This window comes from Acidobacteriota bacterium (genome assembly GCA_009838525.1).
Classification (GTDB): Bacteria; Acidobacteriota; Vicinamibacteria; order Vicinamibacterales; family UBA8438; genus VXRJ01.
This window is the reverse complement of the sequence record VXRJ01000018.1, coordinates 36,504-58,065: the sequence shown is the minus strand read 5'-3', so window position 1 is coordinate 58,065 and position 21,562 is coordinate 36,504. Positions and strand designations below refer to the sequence as shown.

Annotated in this window: 21 protein-coding genes; 9 read left to right on the top strand and 12 right to left on the bottom strand. The window is 68.1% G+C overall.

The window, feature by feature from the left end; genetic code table 11:
• Positions 1-66 precede the first annotated feature (66 nt).
• From F4Y45_06105 to F4Y45_06090, 4 genes are read right to left on the bottom strand one after another with little or no spacing between them, the layout of a single operon-like run.
• Positions 67-720 (bottom strand): alpha-ketoglutarate-dependent dioxygenase AlkB, encoded by a 654-nt coding sequence (locus F4Y45_06105; GenBank protein ID MXY24081.1) that lies wholly within the window; start codon positions 718-720, stop codon positions 67-69.
• Positions 687-1,136 (bottom strand): nuclear transport factor 2 family protein, encoded by a 450-nt coding sequence (locus F4Y45_06100; protein MXY24080.1) that lies wholly within the window; start codon positions 1,134-1,136, stop codon positions 687-689. The genes F4Y45_06105 and F4Y45_06100 overlap by 34 nt, the downstream gene beginning before the upstream one ends.
• A gap of 31 nt (positions 1,137-1,167) precedes the next feature.
• The gene (locus tag F4Y45_06095; protein ID MXY24079.1) at positions 1,168-1,683 is read right to left on the bottom strand and encodes a hypothetical protein; all 516 of its coding nucleotides are present in this window, start codon (positions 1,681-1,683) and stop codon (positions 1,168-1,170) included.
• Between the two features lies 1 nt (position 1,684).
• Entirely contained in the window at positions 1,685-2,251 is a 567-nt protein-coding gene (locus tag F4Y45_06090; GenBank protein MXY24078.1) for a helix-turn-helix transcriptional regulator, read from the bottom strand.
• Positions 2,252-2,343: 92 nt separating this feature from the next.
• Here F4Y45_06090 and F4Y45_06085 point away from each other — a divergent pair, with 92 nt between their 5' ends.
• From F4Y45_06085 to F4Y45_06055, 7 genes are all read left to right on the top strand, one after another.
• A complete protein-coding gene (locus F4Y45_06085; GenBank protein ID MXY24077.1) occupies positions 2,344-3,057 on the top strand; it encodes a hypothetical protein in 714 nt (237 codons plus the stop codon).
• Between the two features lie 72 nt (positions 3,058-3,129).
• Complete coding sequence (locus F4Y45_06080) at positions 3,130-4,035, top strand: ABC transporter ATP-binding protein (protein ID MXY24076.1); 906 nt, start codon at positions 3,130-3,132, stop codon at positions 4,033-4,035.
• Positions 4,035-4,823, top strand: coding sequence for an ABC transporter permease (locus F4Y45_06075; GenBank protein ID MXY24075.1), 789 nt, complete (start codon positions 4,035-4,037; stop codon positions 4,821-4,823). The genes F4Y45_06080 and F4Y45_06075 overlap by 1 nt, the downstream gene beginning before the upstream one ends.
• A gap of 16 nt (positions 4,824-4,839) precedes the next feature.
• Positions 4,840-6,693, top strand: coding sequence for an amidohydrolase family protein (locus F4Y45_06070; protein MXY24074.1), 1,854 nt, complete (start codon positions 4,840-4,842; stop codon positions 6,691-6,693).
• A complete protein-coding gene (locus tag F4Y45_06065; GenBank protein ID MXY24073.1) occupies positions 6,694-7,878 on the top strand; it encodes a sensor histidine kinase in 1,185 nt (394 codons plus the stop codon). It begins immediately after the preceding gene.
• On the top strand, positions 7,875-8,471 hold the full coding sequence (locus tag F4Y45_06060) for a response regulator transcription factor (GenBank protein ID MXY24072.1): 597 nt from the start codon (positions 7,875-7,877) through the stop codon (positions 8,469-8,471). Before F4Y45_06065 ends, F4Y45_06060 begins: the two co-directional genes overlap by 4 nt.
• An 80-nt stretch (positions 8,472-8,551) precedes the next feature.
• Positions 8,552-8,935 carry a hypothetical protein gene (locus F4Y45_06055; protein ID MXY24071.1) on the top strand — a complete coding sequence of 128 codons (384 nt, stop codon included), beginning with the start codon at positions 8,552-8,554 and terminating at the stop codon, positions 8,933-8,935.
• A gap of 129 nt (positions 8,936-9,064) precedes the next feature.
• Here the strand turns inward: F4Y45_06055 and F4Y45_06050 are convergent, their stop codons facing one another.
• Together F4Y45_06050 and F4Y45_06045 are read right to left on the bottom strand one after the other, a co-directional pair.
• Positions 9,065-11,407, bottom strand: a complete 2,343-nt coding sequence (locus F4Y45_06050; GenBank protein MXY24070.1) for an amidase — start codon at positions 11,405-11,407, stop codon at positions 9,065-9,067.
• Positions 11,408-11,527: 120 nt separating this feature from the next.
• Positions 11,528-13,018: an amidase gene (locus F4Y45_06045; protein ID MXY24069.1), complete on the bottom strand. Its 1,491-nt coding sequence runs from the start codon at positions 13,016-13,018 to the stop codon at positions 11,528-11,530.
• A 173-nt stretch (positions 13,019-13,191) separates the two neighbouring features.
• Between F4Y45_06045 and F4Y45_06040 the strand changes: the two genes are divergently transcribed.
• A complete protein-coding gene (locus F4Y45_06040) occupies positions 13,192-13,491 on the top strand; it encodes a hypothetical protein (GenBank protein ID MXY24068.1) in 300 nt (99 codons plus the stop codon).
• Between the two features lie 9 nt (positions 13,492-13,500).
• Here the strand turns inward: F4Y45_06040 and F4Y45_06035 are convergent, their stop codons facing one another.
• Positions 13,501-15,498 carry a pyrroloquinoline quinone-dependent dehydrogenase gene (locus tag F4Y45_06035; protein MXY24067.1) on the bottom strand — a complete coding sequence of 666 codons (1,998 nt, stop codon included), beginning with the start codon at positions 15,496-15,498 and terminating at the stop codon, positions 13,501-13,503.
• A 69-nt stretch (positions 15,499-15,567) separates the two neighbouring features.
• A complete protein-coding gene (locus tag F4Y45_06030; protein MXY24066.1) occupies positions 15,568-17,727 on the bottom strand; it encodes a hypothetical protein in 2,160 nt (719 codons plus the stop codon).
• On the opposite strand from F4Y45_06030, the gene F4Y45_06025 reads away from it, so the two are divergent.
• On the top strand, positions 17,639-18,592 hold the full coding sequence (locus F4Y45_06025; protein ID MXY24065.1) for a PepSY domain-containing protein: 954 nt from the start codon (positions 17,639-17,641) through the stop codon (positions 18,590-18,592). The two genes, F4Y45_06030 and F4Y45_06025, sit on opposite strands and share 89 nt — an antisense overlap.
• A gap of 15 nt (positions 18,593-18,607) precedes the next feature.
• Here the strand turns inward: F4Y45_06025 and F4Y45_06020 are convergent, their stop codons facing one another.
• The 4 genes from F4Y45_06020 to F4Y45_06005 form a co-directional block, all read right to left on the bottom strand.
• Complete coding sequence (locus F4Y45_06020) at positions 18,608-19,915, bottom strand: carboxylate-amine ligase (GenBank protein ID MXY24064.1); 1,308 nt, start codon at positions 19,913-19,915, stop codon at positions 18,608-18,610.
• Complete coding sequence (locus F4Y45_06015) at positions 19,849-20,805, bottom strand: hypothetical protein (protein ID MXY24063.1); 957 nt, start codon at positions 20,803-20,805, stop codon at positions 19,849-19,851. The genes F4Y45_06020 and F4Y45_06015 overlap by 67 nt, the downstream gene beginning before the upstream one ends.
• Before the next feature lie 14 nt (positions 20,806-20,819).
• Entirely contained in the window at positions 20,820-21,029 is a 210-nt protein-coding gene (locus F4Y45_06010) for a hypothetical protein (protein MXY24062.1), read from the bottom strand.
• A gap of 74 nt (positions 21,030-21,103) precedes the next feature.
• Positions 21,104-21,436 (bottom strand): PadR family transcriptional regulator, encoded by a 333-nt coding sequence (locus tag F4Y45_06005; GenBank protein ID MXY24061.1) that lies wholly within the window; start codon positions 21,434-21,436, stop codon positions 21,104-21,106.
• Between the last annotated feature and the right edge of the window lie 126 nt (positions 21,437-21,562).

The following is a 21,562-nucleotide window of genomic DNA, read 5'->3' as shown; positions in this document are numbered from 1 at the left end:
AACGACGTCTTCACGTTCCAACTCCCGCTGGTGTATTGGCGCCACCGTTGGCGTCGACCTTGCACATCAGACCAGCGCGAACTGGCGGAAGGTCAGGCTGATCCGTCCCTCCAGCCCAAGACCGTGCGGGCACGACGCCGGCAGTATCCGCGCCACGCCATGGTAACGAAGCCGGCTCGGCCCGCCCATCACGAATGCATCGCCCGACCGCAGTACAACTTCCGTCACCGGATCGCGGCGGCGGAACCCACCGAGCAGGAAGCGCGCGCTGTCGCCAATCGAGAGCGAAACGACGGGAACGCCCGCATCGAGAGTCGACGCGTCCTCGTCCTTGTCCTGATGCAGGCCCATCCGGCCGTCCGCGCCGTAGCGATTGACGAGGCAGATGTCGGGCACAAGATCGAAGCCGACAGCCACCGCCGCGCGCTTCGCGGAATCCGCCAGCTCCTCCGGCAGCGGCGGCGTCGGCAAGCCGTCGTAATCGGAGCGCACCGGCCCGTAGGTGTAGGCCTTCGCGTTCCAGTGGCGTCCGAGGCAGAGCATGTCGCAGTGCATCAGGCCGCCGCCGCGCACGCGGGGACGATAGAATCCCGCCTGCCCCGCCGCGAGCGCTTCGATGGCCGCCAGAATCCGGGTCTGTTCCGCCGGCCCCAGGAAACCCGGCAGGTGGAACGCGCCGGGCGCGACTACCGCACGCGCGTGCTGTGCGACGAGACGCATTGCCAGCGGCCGTCGCGCTGCACCCAGACGTCGGTGTAGCGCAACATCACCTCCGCCTCCTGCCCCTGCCGGATGCCGACCACGCGCAGGGTGAACCACACGACGGCGCTGTCACCGTAAACCTGGACGATGAAGTCTTCCTGCGTCGCGGACACGACTCGCTGGTTGAACGTCTCGGCCAGCTCCAGCTCCCGCGCCTTGTCTCCCCGAGTGCCGTCGTCGTACGTGACGATGAAGTCCTCGGCCAGGATGCTGTCGAGGAAGGCGACATCACGGTCGTAGAAGGCCGTGTTCCAGCCCCGCTCGAGCTCGATGAGGGTTTGCTCGACGGTATCGGTCGATTGCTGGGCGGCAACGACGCCTCCCGTCCAGACGGCAAGCAGCACAAAGCAAGCGAAACGGTATGAGCGGTCCATTGGTGGTATCAGTCTAACGCTCGCTTCCGGACTAGTTGCCTTGGCTCAGCAATTCCTCGACGAGAAAGCGTGTCTTGGGCGGCACCCGCCCGTGCGGATAGTAGCGGGTGATGCGCTCGAACACCTCGTCCGGCGTGGCGAGTTCGAGGTGTCGGACGAGGAACGCCACATCGTCAGCGTCGTGGGTGTCGAACCGTGCGGAGACGCACTTCATGGCAAGCATGTAGTCGGCGGTCGGAGCCCAGACCCGCAGGTTGGGAAGCTCCAGGACCTCAAGCCGGGGAGGTGACGACACGACGAAGCCCTTCGCGGCATCATTCAGCCAATCGTCCGGTATGCCAAACGCGCGGGCGACGGCGACCGCCGCGTCGCGGATCTCGCGCGTCGGAGCAAAGAGCGCGGCGACATCCTTCGTGCTGTCACGGGCCCGAAAGACCAGACACATCACGGCTCCGCCGAGCAGCCCGACTTCGCCGACAACCGAGCGCTTGGCGAGTTCCCAGTCGAGGGCCACGAAGAGCTCCCGGCTACGGTCGCCGCTGAGCACCTCAGACCCGCTCCAGGAAGTTGGCCAGCACGAACACGTTGCGCGACCGAAAGGGGACGGGGCTCTCGACGAGCGCCGCCGCCTTGAGGTTCTCGTACCCTGAAACGAACCAGGGGCGTTCGAGCGGCCCCACGCCACCGGTCCACCGTGGTGGGGCCGCCCCGCATTCCGCCGCCAGGGCTTCCGCGACTCCCGCCGCAAGCGCCTGCAGCCGCTCGGGTAGCTCCGCGGCCGGCGGCGTCTCCAACATTGCCGTCGATCGAGAGCGGCGCACCTCGTCCACGCAGTTCATCAGGTGCCCGCGCCACGAACGTTCCCCATCCTCGAGGATGCGGAGGGACGCGCAGAACAGCGAGTCGGGTGGTTCCAGAAGGAGGGTGGAAACCGCTCGCCTGAGACCACCCGCGGGCAGTCCGAACGCACGGGTGACCTGCTCCAGGCTCGACAGGCGAGCGTCGTGATCGGGCGACTCGATGAGCTGTACGCCCCGGAACGACAATCCAGCACGGTGCGCGAGGGCCCGCTGCGACAATCCGCGCCGATCCCTGACCGTGCGGACCAACTCCACACTCGGAGCCTAGTTGACTAAGTATGGTACGTCAACTCCCACGCGATGAAGCCCCCGGCGTTCGCGTCCGACAACATGTCAGTAAGGCCACAATGCACGACCTGAGCCGGGCGCGGTCGATCGGCGAGCTCAACGAACGGTCGCTGCACCGGGCCCTGAAAGCGCGCTATGCCACCGTTGGCGCCGCGGCGGAACAGGCAATCGACGGTTTCGTGGTCGACCTGGTCATCGGCGGCCGGATCGTCGAAATCCACACCAGCGGCTTTTCGAGGCTGAAGACGAAGCTGCCACGGCTGTTGAAGCGGCATCGGGTGACGCTGGTGCATCCCATCCCTCGCGACAAGTACATCGTCAAGGTGGCGACCGACCGGGATGGTCGGGGGACGGTCCGACTCCGCCGGTCGCGGCGCAAGTCGCCGAAACACGGGACCGTGTTCGACGTCTTCTCCGCCCTCGTCAGCATCCCCGCCCTGCTGGCCCACCCCGACTTCACTCTGGAGATCGTGATGACCGTCGAAGACGAGTTACGCACGGTCGCCGAGGGCCGCGCCTGGCGACGCCGCGGCTGGATACGCCTGGAGCGCCAGCTCGTGGACGTCGTCGCGACCCATCGGATTGCCTCGATGGCCGATCTCTTCGCGATGGTCGACGCCGACCTGCCCGAACAGTTCACCGCCGGCGACCTGGCAACCGCCATGAAGTCGCCGCGACGCCTCGGCCAGCAGGCCGCGTTCTGCTTTCGCAAGGCGGGCGTCAGCGAGATCTGCGGCAAGCGCGGCAACGCGCTCGTGTATCGGCGCGCGTGACATTCGTCACGGAACGCCGGTGACGACCCGCACTACCTGGGATCGGCCCCGGTCCGTATCATCGTGATCACCATGACGAACGGACACCTCGCAACGATGTCGGCGGTTACGCATCGCTACGGTGAGGTTGTCGCCCTCGACGCCCTGGATCTGGAGATTCGTGCCGGCGAAGTGCTTGCCGTCCTCGGTCCGAACGGTGCGGGGAAGACCACGGCCATCAGTCTGCTCCTGGGAACGCTGCAGACACAGGAGGGCACGGTGCGCGTGTTCGGCGACCAACCGGGCGCCGGCTCGGTCCGGATGCGCCGGGGCGCGATGCTGCAGGTCTCGGGGGTTCCCGCCACGCTGACCATCGCCGAACACCTCGAGCTCTTCTCCAGCTACTACCCGGCTCCGCTGCCCATCTCCCGATTGCTGGCGATGGCCGGGCTCGAGGACCTGGCCGATCGGCGGTACGGCCGCCTGTCCGGCGGCCAGAAGCAGCGGGTGATGTTCGCGTTGGCTCTCGCTGGCGACCCGGAGCTGGTCTTCCTCGACGAGCCCACCACTGGGCTCGACGTCGAGGCGCGCCGCAGCCTGTGGAACGAGATCCGCGACCTGAAGGCGGCCGGCCGGACCGCGGTGCTCACCACGCACTATCTGGAGGAGGCGGATGCGCTTGCGGACCGGATCGTGGTCATCCACCAGGGCCGGGTCGTCGCGCAGGGCACGCCGGCGCAGATCAAGTCACGCGCCGCAGATCGCCGCGTCCGCTGCATCACCTCCGTCAACCGCGAGGAAGTGGCAGCCCTGCCGGGCGTCGCCCGGGTCGAGGCCAGCGGCCAGCACCTCGAGATTCTGACCGCGCGGCCCGAAGAACTGCTGCGGACCCTGCTTGCGCTGGATCCCGACCTGCACGACCTGCACGTCACGGGAGCCGGGCTGGAGGACGCGTTCCTCACCCTGGTCCGCAACAAAGAAGAACGGGAGGTGGCGTGATGAACACGATGGAAGCAGCAAGTGATCGTGTCCCGCATCTCCGACCGGCTCGCCGCGCGCCCATCTATGTGCTGGAAGCCCGGGCGCAGTTCCTGACCATGCTGCGCACCCCGGCGTTCACCATCCCGACGCTGGTGTTTCCACTCATGTTCTACGTCTTCTTCGGCGTGGTGATGAGCTTCTCGCCGACCGCGCCGACCTACCTGCTGGCCACCTATGGCGTGTTCGGGCTCATCGGACCGGCCCTGTTCGGGTTCGGGGTCGGATTCGCCACAGAACGGGACAGCGGCGCACTCCTGTTGAAACAGACGACTCCGATGCCCGCCGCGGCCTACCTGCTGGCGCGCGTGGCGACCGCGCTCGTCTTCGGCATCGCCATCGTGACCGGTCTGTTCCTGCTTGGCGCGTACGCCGCGAACGTGACCCTGTACCGCTGGCAATGGTTCTCGCTGGCCGGCATCGTGCTATCGAGCGTGATCCCGTTCTGCGCCCTCGGCCTCGCGATCGGCGCCTGGGTAAAGGCACAGGCCGCCGTCGCCATCGTCAACCTCGTCTATTTGCCGATGGCGTTCCTGTCCGGCCTCTGGATGCCCATTGCCGTGTTGCCGGGGTTCCTGCAGGACATGGCCATCGTCTTCCCCGCCTATCACCAGGCGCAACTCGCGCTGAAGGTGATCAACATGGACGAGGGCGGGGCCGCCGGCATGCACATCTTTGTAATCGGCGTCTTCACGGCGGTCTTTCTCGTCATCGCGGCCGTCGGGTTCCGCCGCGTCAGCCAGCGCTAGCAGCCAGGGGGTAGCAATGCCTGCAACAGGAAGCACCGTCACGCGCACGCTGACCTACCTGGCCGCGGTGCTCGCCGTATTCGTCGGCGTCCTCATGGCGCTGCCCGAGCCGACGCCACCGCCGCCCGCCGACGCCGCCACCGAGGCGCCGCCGGAGGGCAGCTTCGCCATCGTCGGCGCGAAAGTCTTCGACGGCGAGGCCTTCCAGCCGGAGACCGACGTCTGGGTGGAAGACGGCCGCATCCACCGCATGGGACGCGGACTGGACCTGCCGGGGGATCTCGCTCGCGTCGACGGCCGCGGGCGAACGCTCGCGCCGGGCCTCATCGACGGCCACGTCCACACGTTCGGCGGCACGCTGAACGACGCCGTGCGCTTCGGGGTGACCACCGTCCTCGATCAGTTCACCGATCCGCAGCTCGCGGCCTCGAAGCGGCCGGCCCGGGAGACCCTGGACCGAGGAAACGAGGCCGACCTCTTCTCCGCCGGCATGCTGGCGACCGCGGCCGGCGGGCACGGCACGCAGTACGGGGTTCCGGTGGAAACCGTGAGCGGCCCGGACGAGGCGCCGGCCTGGGTGCGAGCCCGCAAGGCGGAAGGCTCGGACTGGATCAAGATCATCTGGGAGGACGGCAGCGCCTACGGCCAGGGAATCGCCACCCTCGACCGCGACACGATCGCCGCGCTCATCGCGGCGGCCCACGGCGAAGGCCTGCGCGCCGTCGTACATGTGAGCGCGCTGGAGCATGCCCTGGATGCGGTCGCACTCGGCGCGGACGGGCTCGTGCACGTCTGGGGCGACACCGTCATCGACGACGTTCAGGCGGCGCGCATCGCCGATGCGGGCGTCTTCGTCGTTCCGACCCTGTCGGTGATGGCCACCGTCGGCGGCGAGTCGATGGCGCCGGCACTGCTGGAGGCCGCAGGCGACACACCACTCTCGTATATGCAACGCTCCACCCTGGCCGCCCGTTTCTCGGGGACCGAGACCGAGACGACGTCGGGAGTGGATGACGTCGCGCTCGAGAACGTGCGGCGCCTGTACGCGGCCGGCGTGAAGCTGATTGCCGGCACGGACGCTCCCAACCCGGGCACTGCGTCCGGCCTCTCCATGCACGGCGAGCTGCGGCTCCTGGCGCGCGCCGGCCTGACCGCCGCCGAGGCGCTGATCGCGGCGACCGTGGCCGGAGCCGAAGCGTTCGGGATTGACGACCGCGGAAGGATAGCCGCGGGCCGGCTCGCCGACCTCGTGCTGGTGGACGGCGATCTCGAGAGCGACCTGTCGCTCAGCATGCGCATCGTCACCGTCTGGAAGGACGGCTACCCGGTAGACCGCGACCACCTGGATCAGGACTGGCAGCAGACCACGGCCGCGCCGACGACGGCGCCCGCGACGACGCTGATCGCCGACTTCGAGGATGGCCTCCGCGCCAGTTTCGGCTTCGGCTGGCAGATCACGACCGACGGGATGCAGGGCGGCTCGTCCACCGCCCGCGTGGCCGCGGAGAACGGAGCGCTGCGCGTCGAGGGCGAAGTGGCCACGGGGTCGCCGTTCCCATGGGCCGGCGTCACCTACTTCCCCGGCGCGCAGCCGATGCAGCCGGTGGACTTCTCGGACCGCGAGACGCTGCGTTTCCGCGCGCGCGGGGACGGCCGAACCTATATCGTCATGCTGTTCATTGGCGACACGAGCACAACCGTGCCAGCGATGGCGCCGTTCACCGCAACCGCCGAATGGAGCCAGGTGGAGATTCCGCTGGGGCAGTTCCCATCGGCGTCGCCCGGCATCATCGGTGGGCTGGCCTTCGTGGCGCAGGCCCCTCCGCTTGGCGCGTTCGGTTTCGAGATAGACGACGTGGAGATCCGGTAGATGTCGGGAAGTCTGGCCCAGGCCCTGCGCGGCGCGATCCTCGTCGCCCGCGCGGGCACCCTCGCCGTGCACCGGCGCCTGCTGCCGGATTCGCCGCGCATCGGCTGGACACCTTACCTCTGGCTCTTCTGGCTGATCAGCTTCGCCCTCAAGTGGTTCTTCGTACCGCTAGAGCCGGTGGAGTTCTCCCTCGCCCTGCTCACCCTGCCGCCGTTCCTGTGGCTGTACTTCGACGCCCACTGGCATTCCGGCCGCCGCGTGTTCCTCAACATCGCCGGCATCCTCCTCATCGCCCTCCTGTGGACTCCATTCAACGGAGGCGCCATCACCTTCTTCGTCTACGCGGCCGCGTTCATCGGCAGGGCGAGCCGACCGCCCAGCGCCTTTGCCTGGCTCGCCGGCATCGTGCTGCTGGTCGCCGGCGAATGGCTGGTGCTGGACCTCTCCAACTTCGTCCTGCTGTTCGGCTGTGCGGTCACGACGGTAATCGGCGCCGCGATCATCCACTTCGAGGAGCTCGACCGTCAGGACGCGGCACTCAAGCTCTCGCAGGCCGAGGTGCGACGCCTCGCCGCCGTCGCGGAACGCGAGCGGATAGGCCGCGACCTGCACGATCTGCTCGGGCATACGCTCTCGCTCATCACCATCAAGGCGGAACTCGCGGCGAAGCTCGCGGGCCGGCGCGACAGCCGCGCCGAGCAGGAGATCCGCGAAGTGGAGCGCATCTCGCGCGGCGCGCTGAAGGAGATCCGAGAAGCGGTGACCGGGTTCCGGCGGGCGGACCTGGACGCCGAACTGGCCAGCGCCCGGCTCGCCTGCCACGCGGCCGACATTCAGTTGACGGTCGAACGACCGCCGCTCGACATGCCTCCGGAGCAGGAAGCGGTGCTGGCGATGTGCCTGCGCGAGGCGATAACCAACGTCGTCCGCCATGCCGGCGCCAGCCGGTGCCAGGCGAGTCTGGTCCGCGATGCGGGGTGGGCGTGCCTGACGGTGCAGGACGACGGACGCGGCGGCGCTATCCGAGAGGGCGCGGGTCTGGCCGGCATGCGCGAGCGGGTCAGGCAGGCCGGCGGGGAGATGACGATTGAGACGGCGCATGGCGTCACCCTGACGGTTCGCCTGCCGGCCGGCCCCGAGCGTCCGACCTCGCGCGTGCCCGCCTCCGGGGAGGCTGCCGCGTGATACGCGTTCTGGTGGCCGAGGATCAGGCGATGGTGCTGGGCGCCCTGACCGCCCTGCTCGACCTCGAGCACGACATCGAAGTGGTCGGCCGGGCGCGGGACGGCGCCGAAGCGCAGACGCTCGCGGAGCGCCTGGAACCGGATGTCGTCCTCACCGACATCGAGATGCCGCGGGTGACCGGACTGGAGCTCGCGGCAAGACTGGTGGAGCGTGGTATGCGGGTGATCATCCTCACCACCTTCGCGCGTCCCGGCTATCTGCGACGCGCGCTGGACGCGGGCGTCCGGGGCTACCTGCTGAAGGATGCGCCGGCCGAAGACCTCGCCCGAGCCGTGCGCGACGTCCATGCCGGGGGACGGGCGATCTCCCCGGAGCTGGCCGCCGAAGCGTGGTCGGAGGCGGACCCGCTAACCGACCGCGAGCGTGAGGTGCTGCGGCTGGCCGGTGAGGGGATGTCAGGCGCCGGCATCGCGGCCGAACTGCACCTGTCGGAAGGCACTGTGCGCAACTACCTGTCCGAGGCGATCAGCAAGCTCGACGCGGCCAACCGGGTGGAAGCGGCGCGAATCGCGCGGCACAAAGGCTGGCTCTAGGCACACTTCTTGCTTCCCGTACCTCCAACGAAGCGGCGTTGTGAGCTAACGCGCGCCGACCTATACTGAGGAGGTACCCGGTGGCTGTTAAGAGCGTTGAGCAAAGACTGACCGTCGTCGAGCACAGAGTGGCCGAGAACGCAAGTCGTAACGACGGGCTGCGCGAAGCGATCGCCGAGCTGGGCAACCGGATGGACCGCCGTTTCGAGGCCATGGAGCAGCGCTTCGACCGGCGATTCGAAGCCATTGACGGGCGATTCGAGTCCATTGACCGGCGATTCGAGTCCATTGACCGGCGATTCGAGTCCATTGACCGGCGATTCGATGTTGTCGACGGGCGTTTCGAGACTATCGAACAGCGATTCGACACCATGGACCGACGGTTTCTCTGGCTGACCGGCACGCTGGTCGCCACCATGCTGACGCTCGTCAGCATCCTCTCCGCCGCCCTGCTCGGCGGCTGACGACTCCAGATAGCGGCCGGCGCCGGACCTGAGTCGCTCGCCGTATCAGTCGATGTCCTGCTGCGCGTTACGACGGGCAATCCGGTCGAGCCGCGGGGCACCGACGGACACGACTCCTCGACCTTCAGTCTACGGCTCGTCGCGCAGCGGGCCGAAGTCGGGCGGCGGCATCCGGTGGCGCGTCGCCGCTTCGTAGGCGGAAGCCGCCTTCAGCACCGCCGCTTCCGCGCCCGGGCCGGCCCAGAACATCATGCTGATCGGCAGCGGCGTCTCGAGCCGCGACGGCACGTCGCCGATGGCCTCGCGGTAACGATCGCCCGCCTCGTTCAAGACGAACCGGGGCTCGTAGACGACCTCGTTGAACCCGGCCGGCACGGCGATCTCGGGCGCTCCGATGAGTGCGGTGATGGTCTGCGTCGCACCCGACGGGCCCCGGCCGTTGACGGTCGGCTCGCTCGGTCCGCCCACCTTCTGGTGCGGCAGCGTGTTCTCCGGGTTTACCAGCACGTCCAGCCGGTTCTCCCGCATCACCTTGGCCAGCACGAGCTGCATCACCGCGCGCATCTTCATCCGCTCGGTATTGCCGTCCGACCGGACGTCGTCGAGCGCGGCCCAGTTCGCGGATCCCGCCTCGTCCGCGGCGGCGAAGTACTTGGTGTTGGCGTCCAGGCTCGCCCTGTCGGTGACGCGCGCGTCGCCTCGCCGGGCCAGGTACTGATCGATGTGGAAGGCGAAGGCCCGCGTCGCCGGCGACAGCGTCACGCGCCGCAGGTTCAGGTTGGGTGCGAGCGGCGCGTTCCCTTCCGCCAGATCGACGAGATACCGCGGGGACGTCACGTCATGCCCCGGCACCGCGAACTCCAGCTCGCCGTCGCCGGTGGCCGTGAAGAAGTACTCCGGCATGTGGATGGGCAAGATCTCGGCGAGCGCGTCCTGGAACGCGTAGGCCATGTTGGGGACGCCCGGGTCGTCGGGATAGAGCGGATCGACGGACTCGACAAGGCTGGCTCCCAGCCGATCGCGCAGGACCGCCTTGATCTCGCCGTCGATCTGATCGCTGATCGCCGCGTCGTTCTGCGTGTGCTTGACCATGTACTCGCGGACGATGCCGATGCGCATGCCGGCCAGCGGCGGCTCTTCCCCGTCGCGGGGAGCCTCCTCGACGACATGGCGGGCATAGGGTTCCCCGGACGTCAGGGCTTCCGGCAACGCGGTGTAGATGTCCCGGGGATCGAAGTAGCCGAGCTCCGGATCCGCAAGCGCGTCCAGAACCAGCGCCGCGTCCTTGACGGTACGGCAGTTGATGCCGGCCCGGTCGACCAGCGGATTCGACCCGACGGCGCCGCCATAGGGAATCAGCCCCTTCGTCGTCAGCAGGCTGACGACGGCATTGCGGGACGCCGGCCCCTTGCAGGATCCCCCCGTCTGCTCGCAGAAGGCGCAGGTGGCGAGGTTGGCCGACACCGCTACGCCGGACCCGGAGCTCGAACCCCGTGGCGAGCGCTCGGTGTCATAGGGATTGCAGGCCTGACCGCCCCACGTGCTCCGTTCGTCGTATCCCAGGTACCGGGCCGCCGGCGTAGCCGCCCCGCCGGGATTCCCGATGCCGCCGTTGAACTCGGTGGCGTTGGCCTTGGCGTAGATGATGGCGCCCTTCTCCCGCAGCCGCTCGACGATGGTGGAATCGGCGGGAGGCGCGTCCATGGCGAAGTTGATGTCCGCCCCCGTCGTCGTCCGCATGTCCCGGGTGTCGTAGACGTCCTTGAAGGCGAACGGCACGCAGTACATGGGCAGCTCGGCCAGATCGGGGTCGTCGCCGTATTGCGCGTCGAGCTCCGCCGCCCGCTCCAGGGCGTCGGGCTGCTGTCGGAACCGCTCGCACGCGGCGGGGCAGTTGGCCGGCATCGCCCCCGTCGACGGATGCGCGTCACAGCCCGCCTTGCAGGTCACGGAGCGCTCGCCGCGCAGGTTGAGCGTGCTGAGCGCGTTCACCTGGCCCGCATTCCGGACGCCAGCCACCATCCCGTACTGCGCCTGCACCGCCGGATCGGAGATCGTCGGCTCCATTCGGCCCAGATCCAACGGAAGGCCGGAATACCGGTCGAAATCGGGAAGGACGCTCGAAACCGGAACCGTCGACGTGGGAAAACTGACCGGCGCACCGGCTCGTACGGGGCCGCTGGCCGGCTCGATCGGCCCGCCGTCGAGCGTGACCAGTCGCGTGCATGCGCCGTTGTAGGCCCGGGCGCGGTCGATGTACGCCTGCACCAGCCCCTGACAACTGATCTGGCCCTCCCGGATGGCCGTGTGAATGCTCTCGATGGTCGATTCCTCGAGGCGGAACCCGTCCGGCTGGCCCGCCGCGGACTGCGCGAGCCCGCTTCCCGGTAACAGCAACACCAGGACTGCGGCTCCCAGCGTTCCGCCCGACGCCCCGCCGGCCCGGCGGCGAGCTGTTCTCGATGCACTCATGGTCGCCTTCCCTGCATGACAGGAATAGGGCAAGTTCCGCACCACGCTAGCGGTTCGAGCCAACTTCCCCTCCGCGTATGTGGCCCTGGGCCGCGCCCGCACCGCCTGGGGCCGGAGGCCTCACAACGACGGCGTGCGTTCGTGCCAGTCCGTCGCTTGTTCGTAGGCGTGCGCGAGAGCCAGCACGTCGACTTCGCCGAGGGCGGGGCCGCAGATCTGCAACCCGATGGGCAGACCCTCCCGGCTGAATCCGCACGGGACGGAGATCGCCGGGCTCCCGTAGATGTTGAAGGGCGCCGTATTGCGAATCAGGATCCGGGTCGCCTCCAGCGGCGTCTCCTGGGCCGCTTCGATCCCGATTGGCAGCACCGGCAGAGTCGGCGTGACCAGTAGATCCACGTCGTCGAAAACCCCCGCGATCGCCTTTCTCGCCAGCTTCAATTGGTACAGCGATTCGGCATACTCCGCCGCGGGCACCTCGGCGCCGGGGTCGAGGCGCGCCAATACGCTCGCCTCGTACAGTTCCCGGTTCTCGGCGAGGAGATCGGCGTGATACGCGTAGGCCTCGACCCCGATGGGGCGCTCCTCCGGTAATGCCGGTAGCTCCACCTCCCGCGTGCTCGCCGCCAGGTCGCTCAACACGCCGAGTGCGCGGTCAACCGCCTCCGCGATCTGCGGGTCCAGATCGTCGTAGTACGGCGAGCGTGGCACGCCGAGCCGCAGCGACGACGTGCGGCGCTGCAACGCACCCGCATAGTCGGGCACGTCCGCGCGAATGCTCGCGATGCCCCGCGGGTCGTATCCGGCCAGCGCCTGCAGCATGAGCGCCGTGTCGGCCGCCGTCCGGCACATCGGGCCCACGTGATCGAGCGACACGCTCAGCGGGATGATGCCGCGAATGCTCGCCAGCCCGTAGGTCGCTTTCAGGCCAGCGATGCCGCAGTGGGCGGCCGGAATGCGCACCGAGCCCCCGGTATCCGTCCCAAGCGCGCCCGCGCACAGCCGCGCCGCGACCGCGGCACCGGACCCGCCGGACGACCCGCCCGGAATGCGGTCCACGTCCCACGGATTGCGCACCGGGCCGGTATGCGTGAACGCCGACGTCGCGCCGTAGGCGAACTCGTGCATGTTGAGCTTGCCCACGACGATGGCGCCGGCCTCCTCGAGCCGGGTCACCACCTCGGCATCCTCGTCCGGGACGCGGTTCGCGTACACGGCGCTCCCGGCGGTGGTCAGCACGCCCGCCGTGTCGATGTTGTCCTTGAGCGCGATCGGAATACCGTGCAGCGGGCCGCGCCACCGCCCGCCCGCGAGCTCTGCTTCGAGGGCCCTCGCCCGCTCCACCGCCCGTTCCTCGGTCACGGTGACGAAGGCGTTGAGGCGATCGTCGAAGCGCCCGATGCGCTCGACATAGGCCTCCACCAACTCGAGCGGCGAGAGCGCGCCCGACCGAATCAGCCGTTGCGCCTCGGCGATGCTCAGCGTCGTCGGATCCGTGGCCTGCGCGAACGCGGGACGGCTCAACGCGTACGCGGCGGCTAGCGTGCTCGCCGCCAGGAACTCACGCCGATCGAGGGCTCTGGCCATTCCTGCTGGAGAGGATTCGATCATGACCGCGCGTGCGTAATCTCGCTCTAGACGGCTGTAGTCCGGCCATCATACATCCGTTGACGAACGCTCTTGACCGGTTTGTTGCCTTCCGGCGGCATGTTTCTTGCAGCGGGGTTTTTTCGAACGGCGGCGTTGTGAGCGCACGCGCGCCACCTATACTGAGGAGGCACCGAGTGGCAGTGAAGACCGTTGAGGAAAGGCTAACCGTCGTCGAGCACAAGATGGCAGAGAACGCAAGTCGGATCGACGGGCTGCGCGAAGCGATCGCCGAGTTGGGCGAGCGGATGGACCGACGGTTCGAGGCCATGGAACAACGCTTCGACCGACGGTTCGAGGCTATCGACCGCCGGTTCGAAACCATCGACCAGCGCTTCGAAGCCATCGACCGCCGGTTCCTCTGGCTGACCGGCACCCTGGTCGCCACCATGCTGACGCTCGTCAGCATTCTCTCCGCCGCTCTCCTTGGCGGCTGACGGACGTCCCTACGGGAGCGCCAGCGCGATCAACTCCGCCGATTCACCGCGGTCCCCGATCGCCACGGCGATGTACTGCTTCCCGTCGACCAGGTAGGTCATCGGAATGCCGGTCTGGCGCTTGGGCAGCTCGAACTCCCAGATCGTCTCGCCCGTCAGCTTGTCGTAGGCATGGAACATCCGTCCCCCGGCCCATGTGGGCGTGGCGAAGAGCCCGCCGCCCTCCCCGGCGAAGAGCAGCGTCTTTGTGACGAACAAGCCGCTCCGTTCCGGCTTGCCGGTCCGCGGGATGTCGAGGCCGCTCAAGGCCGGATGGTCCCTCACGCAGTCCGGCGTGTCGCCGTTCGCGATCATCCAGACGTGGTCGCCGCTGTTCAGGTCGATGGCGGTGATGCGTCCCCAGGGCGGCTTGATGAGGGGCAGGCCCAGCGGTCCGATCTCGCCGCAACCTTGCCTGGCGGCGGCTCCACGCGGACGGCCGGAGTAACTCTGCACATAGTCCATCGTCGACCGGTCCGGATTGTTCGCGAGCGCCGCGACGGTCGGATGGGTGACCGACGCCACGTAGAGGATGCCCGTCTCGGGATCCACCGCCCCGCCCTGCCAGTTCGCGCCACCGGTCATCTGCGGCAGCATCAGCAGTCCGCGCGGGCCGTCCGGCCCGGCCAGAATCGGCGGCGTGAACAACGGACCCATCTGGTATTCCGACGCGATGCGCCGCGCCTCGGCGGCCAGCTCCGGCGTAAAGTCCAGGAGGTCATCCTCTGACACCCCCTGGCGATCGAACGGGGCAGGCCGCGTGGGGAACGGCTGGGTCGGCGCGGCCTGCTCCCCGGGGACGGTCGAGGCGGGCACCGGACGTTCCTCGATCGGCCAGACCGGCTCGCCGGTGGCCCGGTCGAACACATACGTGAACGCCTGCTTCGTCATCTGGGCCACGGCCTTGATCTCGCGCCCGTCCACGGTGATGTCGACGAGCGTCGGCGCGGTCGGGATGTCGTAGTCCCAGATCCCGTGATGGACCAACTGGAAGTGCCAGACCCGCTCGCCGGTTCTGGCATCCAGGCACACCAGACTCTCCGCGAACAGGTTGTCGCCGGGCCGATGGCCGCCGTAGAGGTCGTTCGTGGGGGTCTCGACCGGCAGGTACACATAGCCGAGTTCCTGATCCGCCGCCATCGGGGCCCACACGCCGGTGTTGCCGGTGTAGCGCCAGGAATCGTTCTCCCAGGTGTCGTTGCCGAACTCGCCCGGCTGGGGGATCGTGTGGAAGACCCACAACTGCTCGCCGGTGCGCGCGTCGAAACCCCGGACGAAACCGGCCGTGAACTCGGGCGCGGGCGCCGTGGCGAGAAGCGCCGCCCCCACCACGATCACGTCGCCGACCACCATGGCCGGCGAGTTCCACCCGATCTGGCCGTCCTCGATGGGCGAGCGGTCGACCCCTTCGTAGAGTCCGTCGTAGAGATCGACGACGCCGTCCTCACCGAAGCCGGAAACCGGCCGTCCCGTCGCGGCGTCCAGCGCCACCAGGTGATACCCCCTCGTGACGTGGATGATCCGGTCGTCGCCCCGCTCGTCCGTCCAGTACGCCACGCCCCGGCCGGAGCTGGCCCGCACCGGTGCGGCGTCGCCCCGCTCGCCTTCATCGAGGCGGTACATCCAGAGGGTTTCGCCGGTGGCCCCGTCGATGGCCACGGCGTTGCGCCGCCAGCCGGCCGTCGTATACAGCACGCCCCCCACCGCCAGCGGCGTCGCCTGGTAGTTGAAGTCGAGCCGCGAGCCGAAGTTGTCCGTCCGCCACCGCCACGCAATCTCGAGGTCGGCGACGTTGTCGCGATCTATCTGGTCGAGGGACGAGTACTTGGTGCTGCCGGAATCTCCACCGTAGTACCGCCACTCGCCCTCACCGGCGTCCTGCTGGGCGGGGACGGAAACCCCTGCGCCGAGCAGTACGGCGGCAACAGCGACACTCCTCCGGACACACCGACCAGACCATGTCGACATGCGACGCTCCTGTTCCCCGCGGCACGCAGCCGCGGACCTGCGACGCGGGGCCGCAGGCCGAGGTGGAAGTTACTGTCCTCCGGTCGTCGCCTCGGGAATCGACGGCGTCGGCACCGGGAACGGATACCCCGGAGGTCCGTGCTGGTAGAACGCTCCCAGGTTGTCGATCTTGTCCATGTCCGGATACAGCACGCCAAAGGCCGGCGCCTCGCGGCTGCCGCGCGGTGAGTACCAGACGGCGCCGTCCCGCGTGATCTGGATCTTGGGCGAGTCGGCGTGCCGCTGCGGCTTCGGATAGAACGTGAACTCCTCGGTGCGCGGATTGAATCTCCAGAGCGTGGCGCCGGACTCACCGTCCATCCGCTGGCCAACGTCAGGAGCCCAGATGTTGTCGTCCGGGTCGGCCGCGACGTCATAGGGCTCCGCGTTCTGCTGGGGAATCGACCACTCGGTCATCTTGCCCGTCGACTGATCCAGCTTGACCAGCTTGCCGGGCCGCTTGCCGGCCGAGTAGATGCCCCACCAGATGTTGTTCTGGGAGTCGACGTTCAGGCGCCGCGTGTGGCCCGGATAGGTGGGCGCCGTGTACTCCGTCCACGAGTTGTTGGACGTGTCGAACTTGACGATCTTGCCGCCGCTCCAGAGGGCGACCCAGATGTTGTCGTTGCGGTCCGCCACCACGCCGTAGGGAATCGAGTGCGGGGTCGGGATGCGGAACACCGACACCTCGCCCGTCGCCCGGTCCCACTTGCTGAGGGCGCCGCCCATGATCCAGCCGATGTAGATGTTGCCCTTCGAGTCCATCGCCAGCGACTGCAGGAACTTCGTCGGGTTGCGGACCACGTTGTCGGGGTCCATCGGGATCTGGTACTCGAATTTCTCCGTCTCGGGATTGAACCCGAGGAGCCGCTTTTCCTTGTCGCCGGTGCGGCCGCGATGCTCCGGCAGCCAGATCAGACCGGCCGGATCGATGAGGATCTCGTGGTTCCCGTTCCGGGGATCGGGATAGAGATACGCCTTCTGCTCGCCGGTGCGCGGATCCAGCTTGACCAGCCGGTGCGGCACGCCGCGGTCGACCAGCCAGACGTTGCCGTCCGCGTCGAAGCGCGGATCCTGGCCGTAGCGCCGGACCCCGTCACGAGCCCACTGCGGATCGTTCACACCCTCGCCGGGACCGTCCAGCGGGAGGTAGTACTCGATGTACATCGCCTTGCCGAGCTCCTCCTCGTCGATCGGCGTCTGCTGCTCGATGCGCACGCGTCGGCGCTTGCTGTCGGGCCCGAAGTTCTTGACGACGTATGCCAGCAGGTCGTCCCGGTCCTGCCGCCCGAAGCGGAACATCGACGCCCGGAACGACAGCAGCCCCTGGCCGTAGCGGGTCGGGTCCTGCTCGCCGAGCGTGCTGCCGACCATGTGGTCGATCCACGCCATCCACTGCCGCTCGGTACCCGGCCGCGTCGGGAAGAAATTCTCGCCGTGGCACGCCATGCAGACCTGTTCGGCGACTTCCTTGCCCGGCCCCGGCGGATAGATCTCGTCGTAGCTCGCGTACTCGAACGGCCCGGCGTTGCCGCTCTCCATCGCGGTCCGCCCGGCCGGGATGACGAGCTGCGGCGCATCGCCCGCGAGCGCGCTCATCGCGAGATCGACCTCTCCCGCGTCGCCCGCCCCCAGCGTCACGGTCTGGGTGCCCGACTCCAGGTGCTTCGTGCTCGCGCTCACCTCGTAGGTGCCGGGGAACAGGGCGACAGCGCGGTAGTTGCCGCCGTTCGTGTAGACCATGTACACGATGCCCCGGTCGACGTTCCGGATGTAGACCTGCGCCGCCTGGAACGACTGGGGCGCGGTCACCGTCCCCGTCAGCGTCGCCGTGCCCGGCACCTCGGCCTGCAGGCTGACCCCGGTCAGTATCAGGACGGCCGCGGACATCGCCACGGCGACCAGCCGGGCACGATTTCGGTTTGCACCGCGCGCGTTTGAAAGCACCATCACCTGCTCCTTCGATGAACGATGGAATGTACCGTGACGAGAATGCGCCCCGACGCGGGGCAAGTCAAGCCTGTAACGCTTCCCGCAGTAATCTATCAGCGTTTCGGTGCGCGACCGGCGCGGGTCCTTCGAGACAGGCGGTCGAAGCTCCATGGCTAATAGCTGGTCACGTTGGGTGCAGGCGCCGCAGAGCGTCTGGCTGCGCAAGGCCGTCTTCCAGGTCCACCTGTGGACCGGCATCGGCCTCGGCGCCTACATCTTCGTGATCTGCGTGACCGGGAGCGTGCTGGTCTACCGGAACGAGCTGTACCGCGCCTTCTCGCCGGAACCCGTCATCGTGGACAACCCGAGTGCGGCGGCGCCGCTCGGCGAGGACGGCCTGGAGCGCGTGGCCGTTGAGGCATACCCCGGTTACGCCGTGCAGGAGCTGCGGCCGGGCCGGACCGAAGACCAGGCGGTCGAGATCACCCTGACGCGCGATGGCGACCGGGTACGGCGGCTGTTCGACCCCTACACGGGCGAGGATCTCGGCGACCCTCTCCCGCTCGGCTACCGCATCTCGGCCTGGACCCTCGACCTCCACGACAACCTCCTCGCCGGCCAGACGGGCCGGCGCGTGAACGGCATCGGAGCGGTCTTCCTCCTCCTGCTGGCGCTGACCGGCGCCGTGATCTGGTGGCCCGGCATCCTGCGCTGGCGGCGCAGCCTGACCGTTGACCGGCGGGCGGACTGGAAACGGTTCAACTGGAGCCTCCACAGCGCGTTCGGCTTCTGGTGCTGGCCGTTCCTGGTCCTCTGGGCCATCACGGGGCTCTACCTGTCGTACCCCGCCCTGTTCGCCGCGGTCGTCGACTACCTGGAGCCGTTCGACGAGTCGAACCCCGTGGAGCGCGTCGGCGACCGCGTGATGTACTGGCTCGCCTACCTGCACTTCGGCCGGCTCGGCGGCCGTGGCATCCCCGGCTGCGGATCCGTCTGCGGCGAGACCACCAAGGCGATCTGGGCCCTCGTCGGGCTGGTCCCGCCCGCGCTGTTCGTCACCGGCGCCTTCATGTGGTGGACCCGCGTGGTGCGGCGCTGGCTGAAGTCCGGCCCGGCCGCGTGAGTGCGGCCGCCAGCGCTAGGTCTCGGCGTCGACGCCCTCGCGAGTCTCGGCAATCACCAGATCGACCACCGCGCGCAGCGCTTCCTCCTCGGTGTCGCCCTCCAGCCGGCGGAGCCGAAAAAGGTCGAGCTGCCGGTCGGCGCTGCTGCCGTCCCGAATGACGTTGAGCACGTGGTGAAGCTCCTGCTCGCAGCCGAGCTCGCGGGCATCCTGCGCCACTTCCTCTACCAGCCGCGCGGCATAGTCTTCGATGTCCACCTTGCCTTCGCCGCCGTACACGTCACCGAGGAACGCCAGCACGCCGTAGCGCTGGGCGAGCCAGCGATTCTCGGCGATGATCTCGGTCGGTGGATCCTCTGGCAGTTGCCCCGCACTGTCGAGGCGCAACAGGCGCCGAATCAGCGCGGCATAGAGCGCCACGATACCCCCCATGTCGTCAAGACGCGGGCAAATGTCGCAGATCCGTATCTCCACTGTCGGAAAGTGCTGGGACGGGCGGATGTCCCACCACAGTTCGCTGCCGCTCCGGATGAACTTCATGCGCTGGTAGGCAGCCAGTAGATCCTCATACTCGGTCCACGAATTCAGCGGGCGCGGCAGGCTGGTGCGGGGCAGCACCCCCATGATGCTCAACCGGTGGGACTTGAAGCCCGTCTCGCGCCCTCCATGGAACGGCGACGACGTCGACAGCGCATGGAACAGGGGCAGGTATTGCCGCATCGCCGTCATGACCCGGACCCGCGAGTCGGGGTCCCCGAAGCCGGCGTGGATATGCATGCCGCCGACGATCTGCCGCCGCACGCTTTCCTGGAAGGTGACGGCGAATCGCTCGTAGCGTTCACGCGGCGTGATCAACTGGGCCTTCCATTCGGCAAACGGGTGGGTGGACGCAGCCAGCACCGCCAGGCCGTACTGCGCGGCGGCCTCGATCACGAAGCGGCGGGTCTCCCGCACCGCTCCGCACGCCTCCGCGACCGAGTGGCACACCTTGGTGCTGGTCTCGATCTGCGTCCGCAGCACCTCGTGCGAAACCGTGTGCGGGCCGCGGTTGCGCTCGCATGCCTCGAAGATGCGTGGGTCCGGATCGGACTCCAGATTGCGGGTTTCGGGGTTGACGAGGAAGAACTCCTCCTCGACTCCAAGTGTGATGTCCAACTTCGGTTCGCTCGCGGTCATGGCCATACAGTCTGCCGGTTTTGGACCGCGGAAGTCGATTCCGACGCCGCCGCCCGCGACTAAGGATCGCGTCGCGATGCCTAACGGGCGGGAGAACCCAGGTGCAGGACGGCGTCGAACTGCTCCTCCATAGGCAACGTGCGCCATTCCTCGCGGGCAATAGGAACCAGAGCACCCTCCACCAACCTGGCCCGCGGAACGTCAAACGGATAGAAAGTCTCGAAGTCGGCTGCGCCGAGCAGCGTGCCGCGCACGTGGGCCAGGCTCGGTGCCGGCCACGTGCTGATGTCGGCCTGCAATGCCTCCAGATCCGTGCTCGCGTTCACCCAGACCGTGAACACGGGAGTTCCGGCGCCCTCGAGCTGCTGGACCAGCGTGTGGACGCGCCGGTCGTCCACGAGCTCGTAGTTGCTGAACAGGTTCTGACGCTGAAGATGCATGCCGCCATAGATGACGAAGGCGCGCCGCCCCTTGTCGAGCACCTCGCGCTGAATGAGCTCAGCGGGATGCGTGTCCCGAAGGTAGAGCCATGGCTGCACGTCCGACTGTGTCTCGATCTCGGCCCAGTTGATGGGTGGATCTCCAAGCAAGATCCGAAGCCGCTGCCCGGGCGACCGGGAGAGATTGACCTCGCGGACGTTGCGAAAGAACGCTGCCACCAGTGGCCGTTCGACCGGAGGCTCCCCCACCCGACGCTGGGTCGTGTTTTGCCAGACGAGGCGCAGTTCGTCGATAGGGACGTCCGCGCCGTTCACGTAGCGATCGACGACCTCCTGATACAGCGCATTCCCCGTCTCGAAGACGATGTCGTCCACCGCCCGCGCCAACCGGGGATCGCGAATCAGCGAGAGATGAAAGGCGTGCACCTGCTGGTTCCCGTGGGGATCACTGAGGGCGACGACGTCGTACGACTCGAACGCGTCAAGGAGCGCCGCCATCGGTTCCAGTGGCGCTGCCGGGCGAGCGGGCGCGCCTTCCTGGGCCCAGAGGCCGGACGAAACCGCAACCAGGATGACAAGTGCCGTGGCGCGACGCACGGAGGTCTCCGCGATCAGCGCGACGTAGACAGGCCAAGCGAGGGGCGGCCCGTCGTCGGATACGGCTGCCGCCGATGACGCACGACGAGCGCGACGCTCAGGAAACTCCCCGCAGCCAGACCAGCGACCGGCAGCCACAGGAACTGCGGACTCACCACCGCCACGTGAAAGACGAGCGCCAGCGTAGTCAGCCCTCCGACGCCGGGAACGGGTCCGCCGCTCAAGCTGCGGCCGACGCCTGGATCTATCCGCGGAGGTTCGGACCGCGCTGTTCTGGTCTTCGTTGAACGCGAAGTCATCATGATGGCGCTCCCTTCAGCTCCGGCAGCCCCGTCCACAACGAGACCAGAGCATTTTGCGTGCTCCTGACGGCTCGCACGCCGACCGGCGTCACTTCGAAGATGCGCTTGGCGCGACCTCCCCGTTCCGCCGTCGGCTCGCCCACCGTGGACGTCACCAGGCCGTTCCGCTCCAGCCGGTCGAGGGCCGTGTAAACCGCCCCCAGCACGACGCGGCGGCCGCCCGTCCGCTCGATCTCGCGGGCAATCGCCACCCCATAGGCTCCCTCGCCGACCCTGAGGGTCGCCAGGAGGATCATCAGCTCGAAGTCGGTCAGAAGGCTTCGGGCCATTTCTTCACAAAATATATATTAATAGCTCCTCGCGATCAACCCCAAGTCACCCGTTACTATCGAAGCACTCGAAACTGACGGCGGCGCCTCGCGCAGGGGCGCCGCTGACCGGCGGGGTACGCCGGG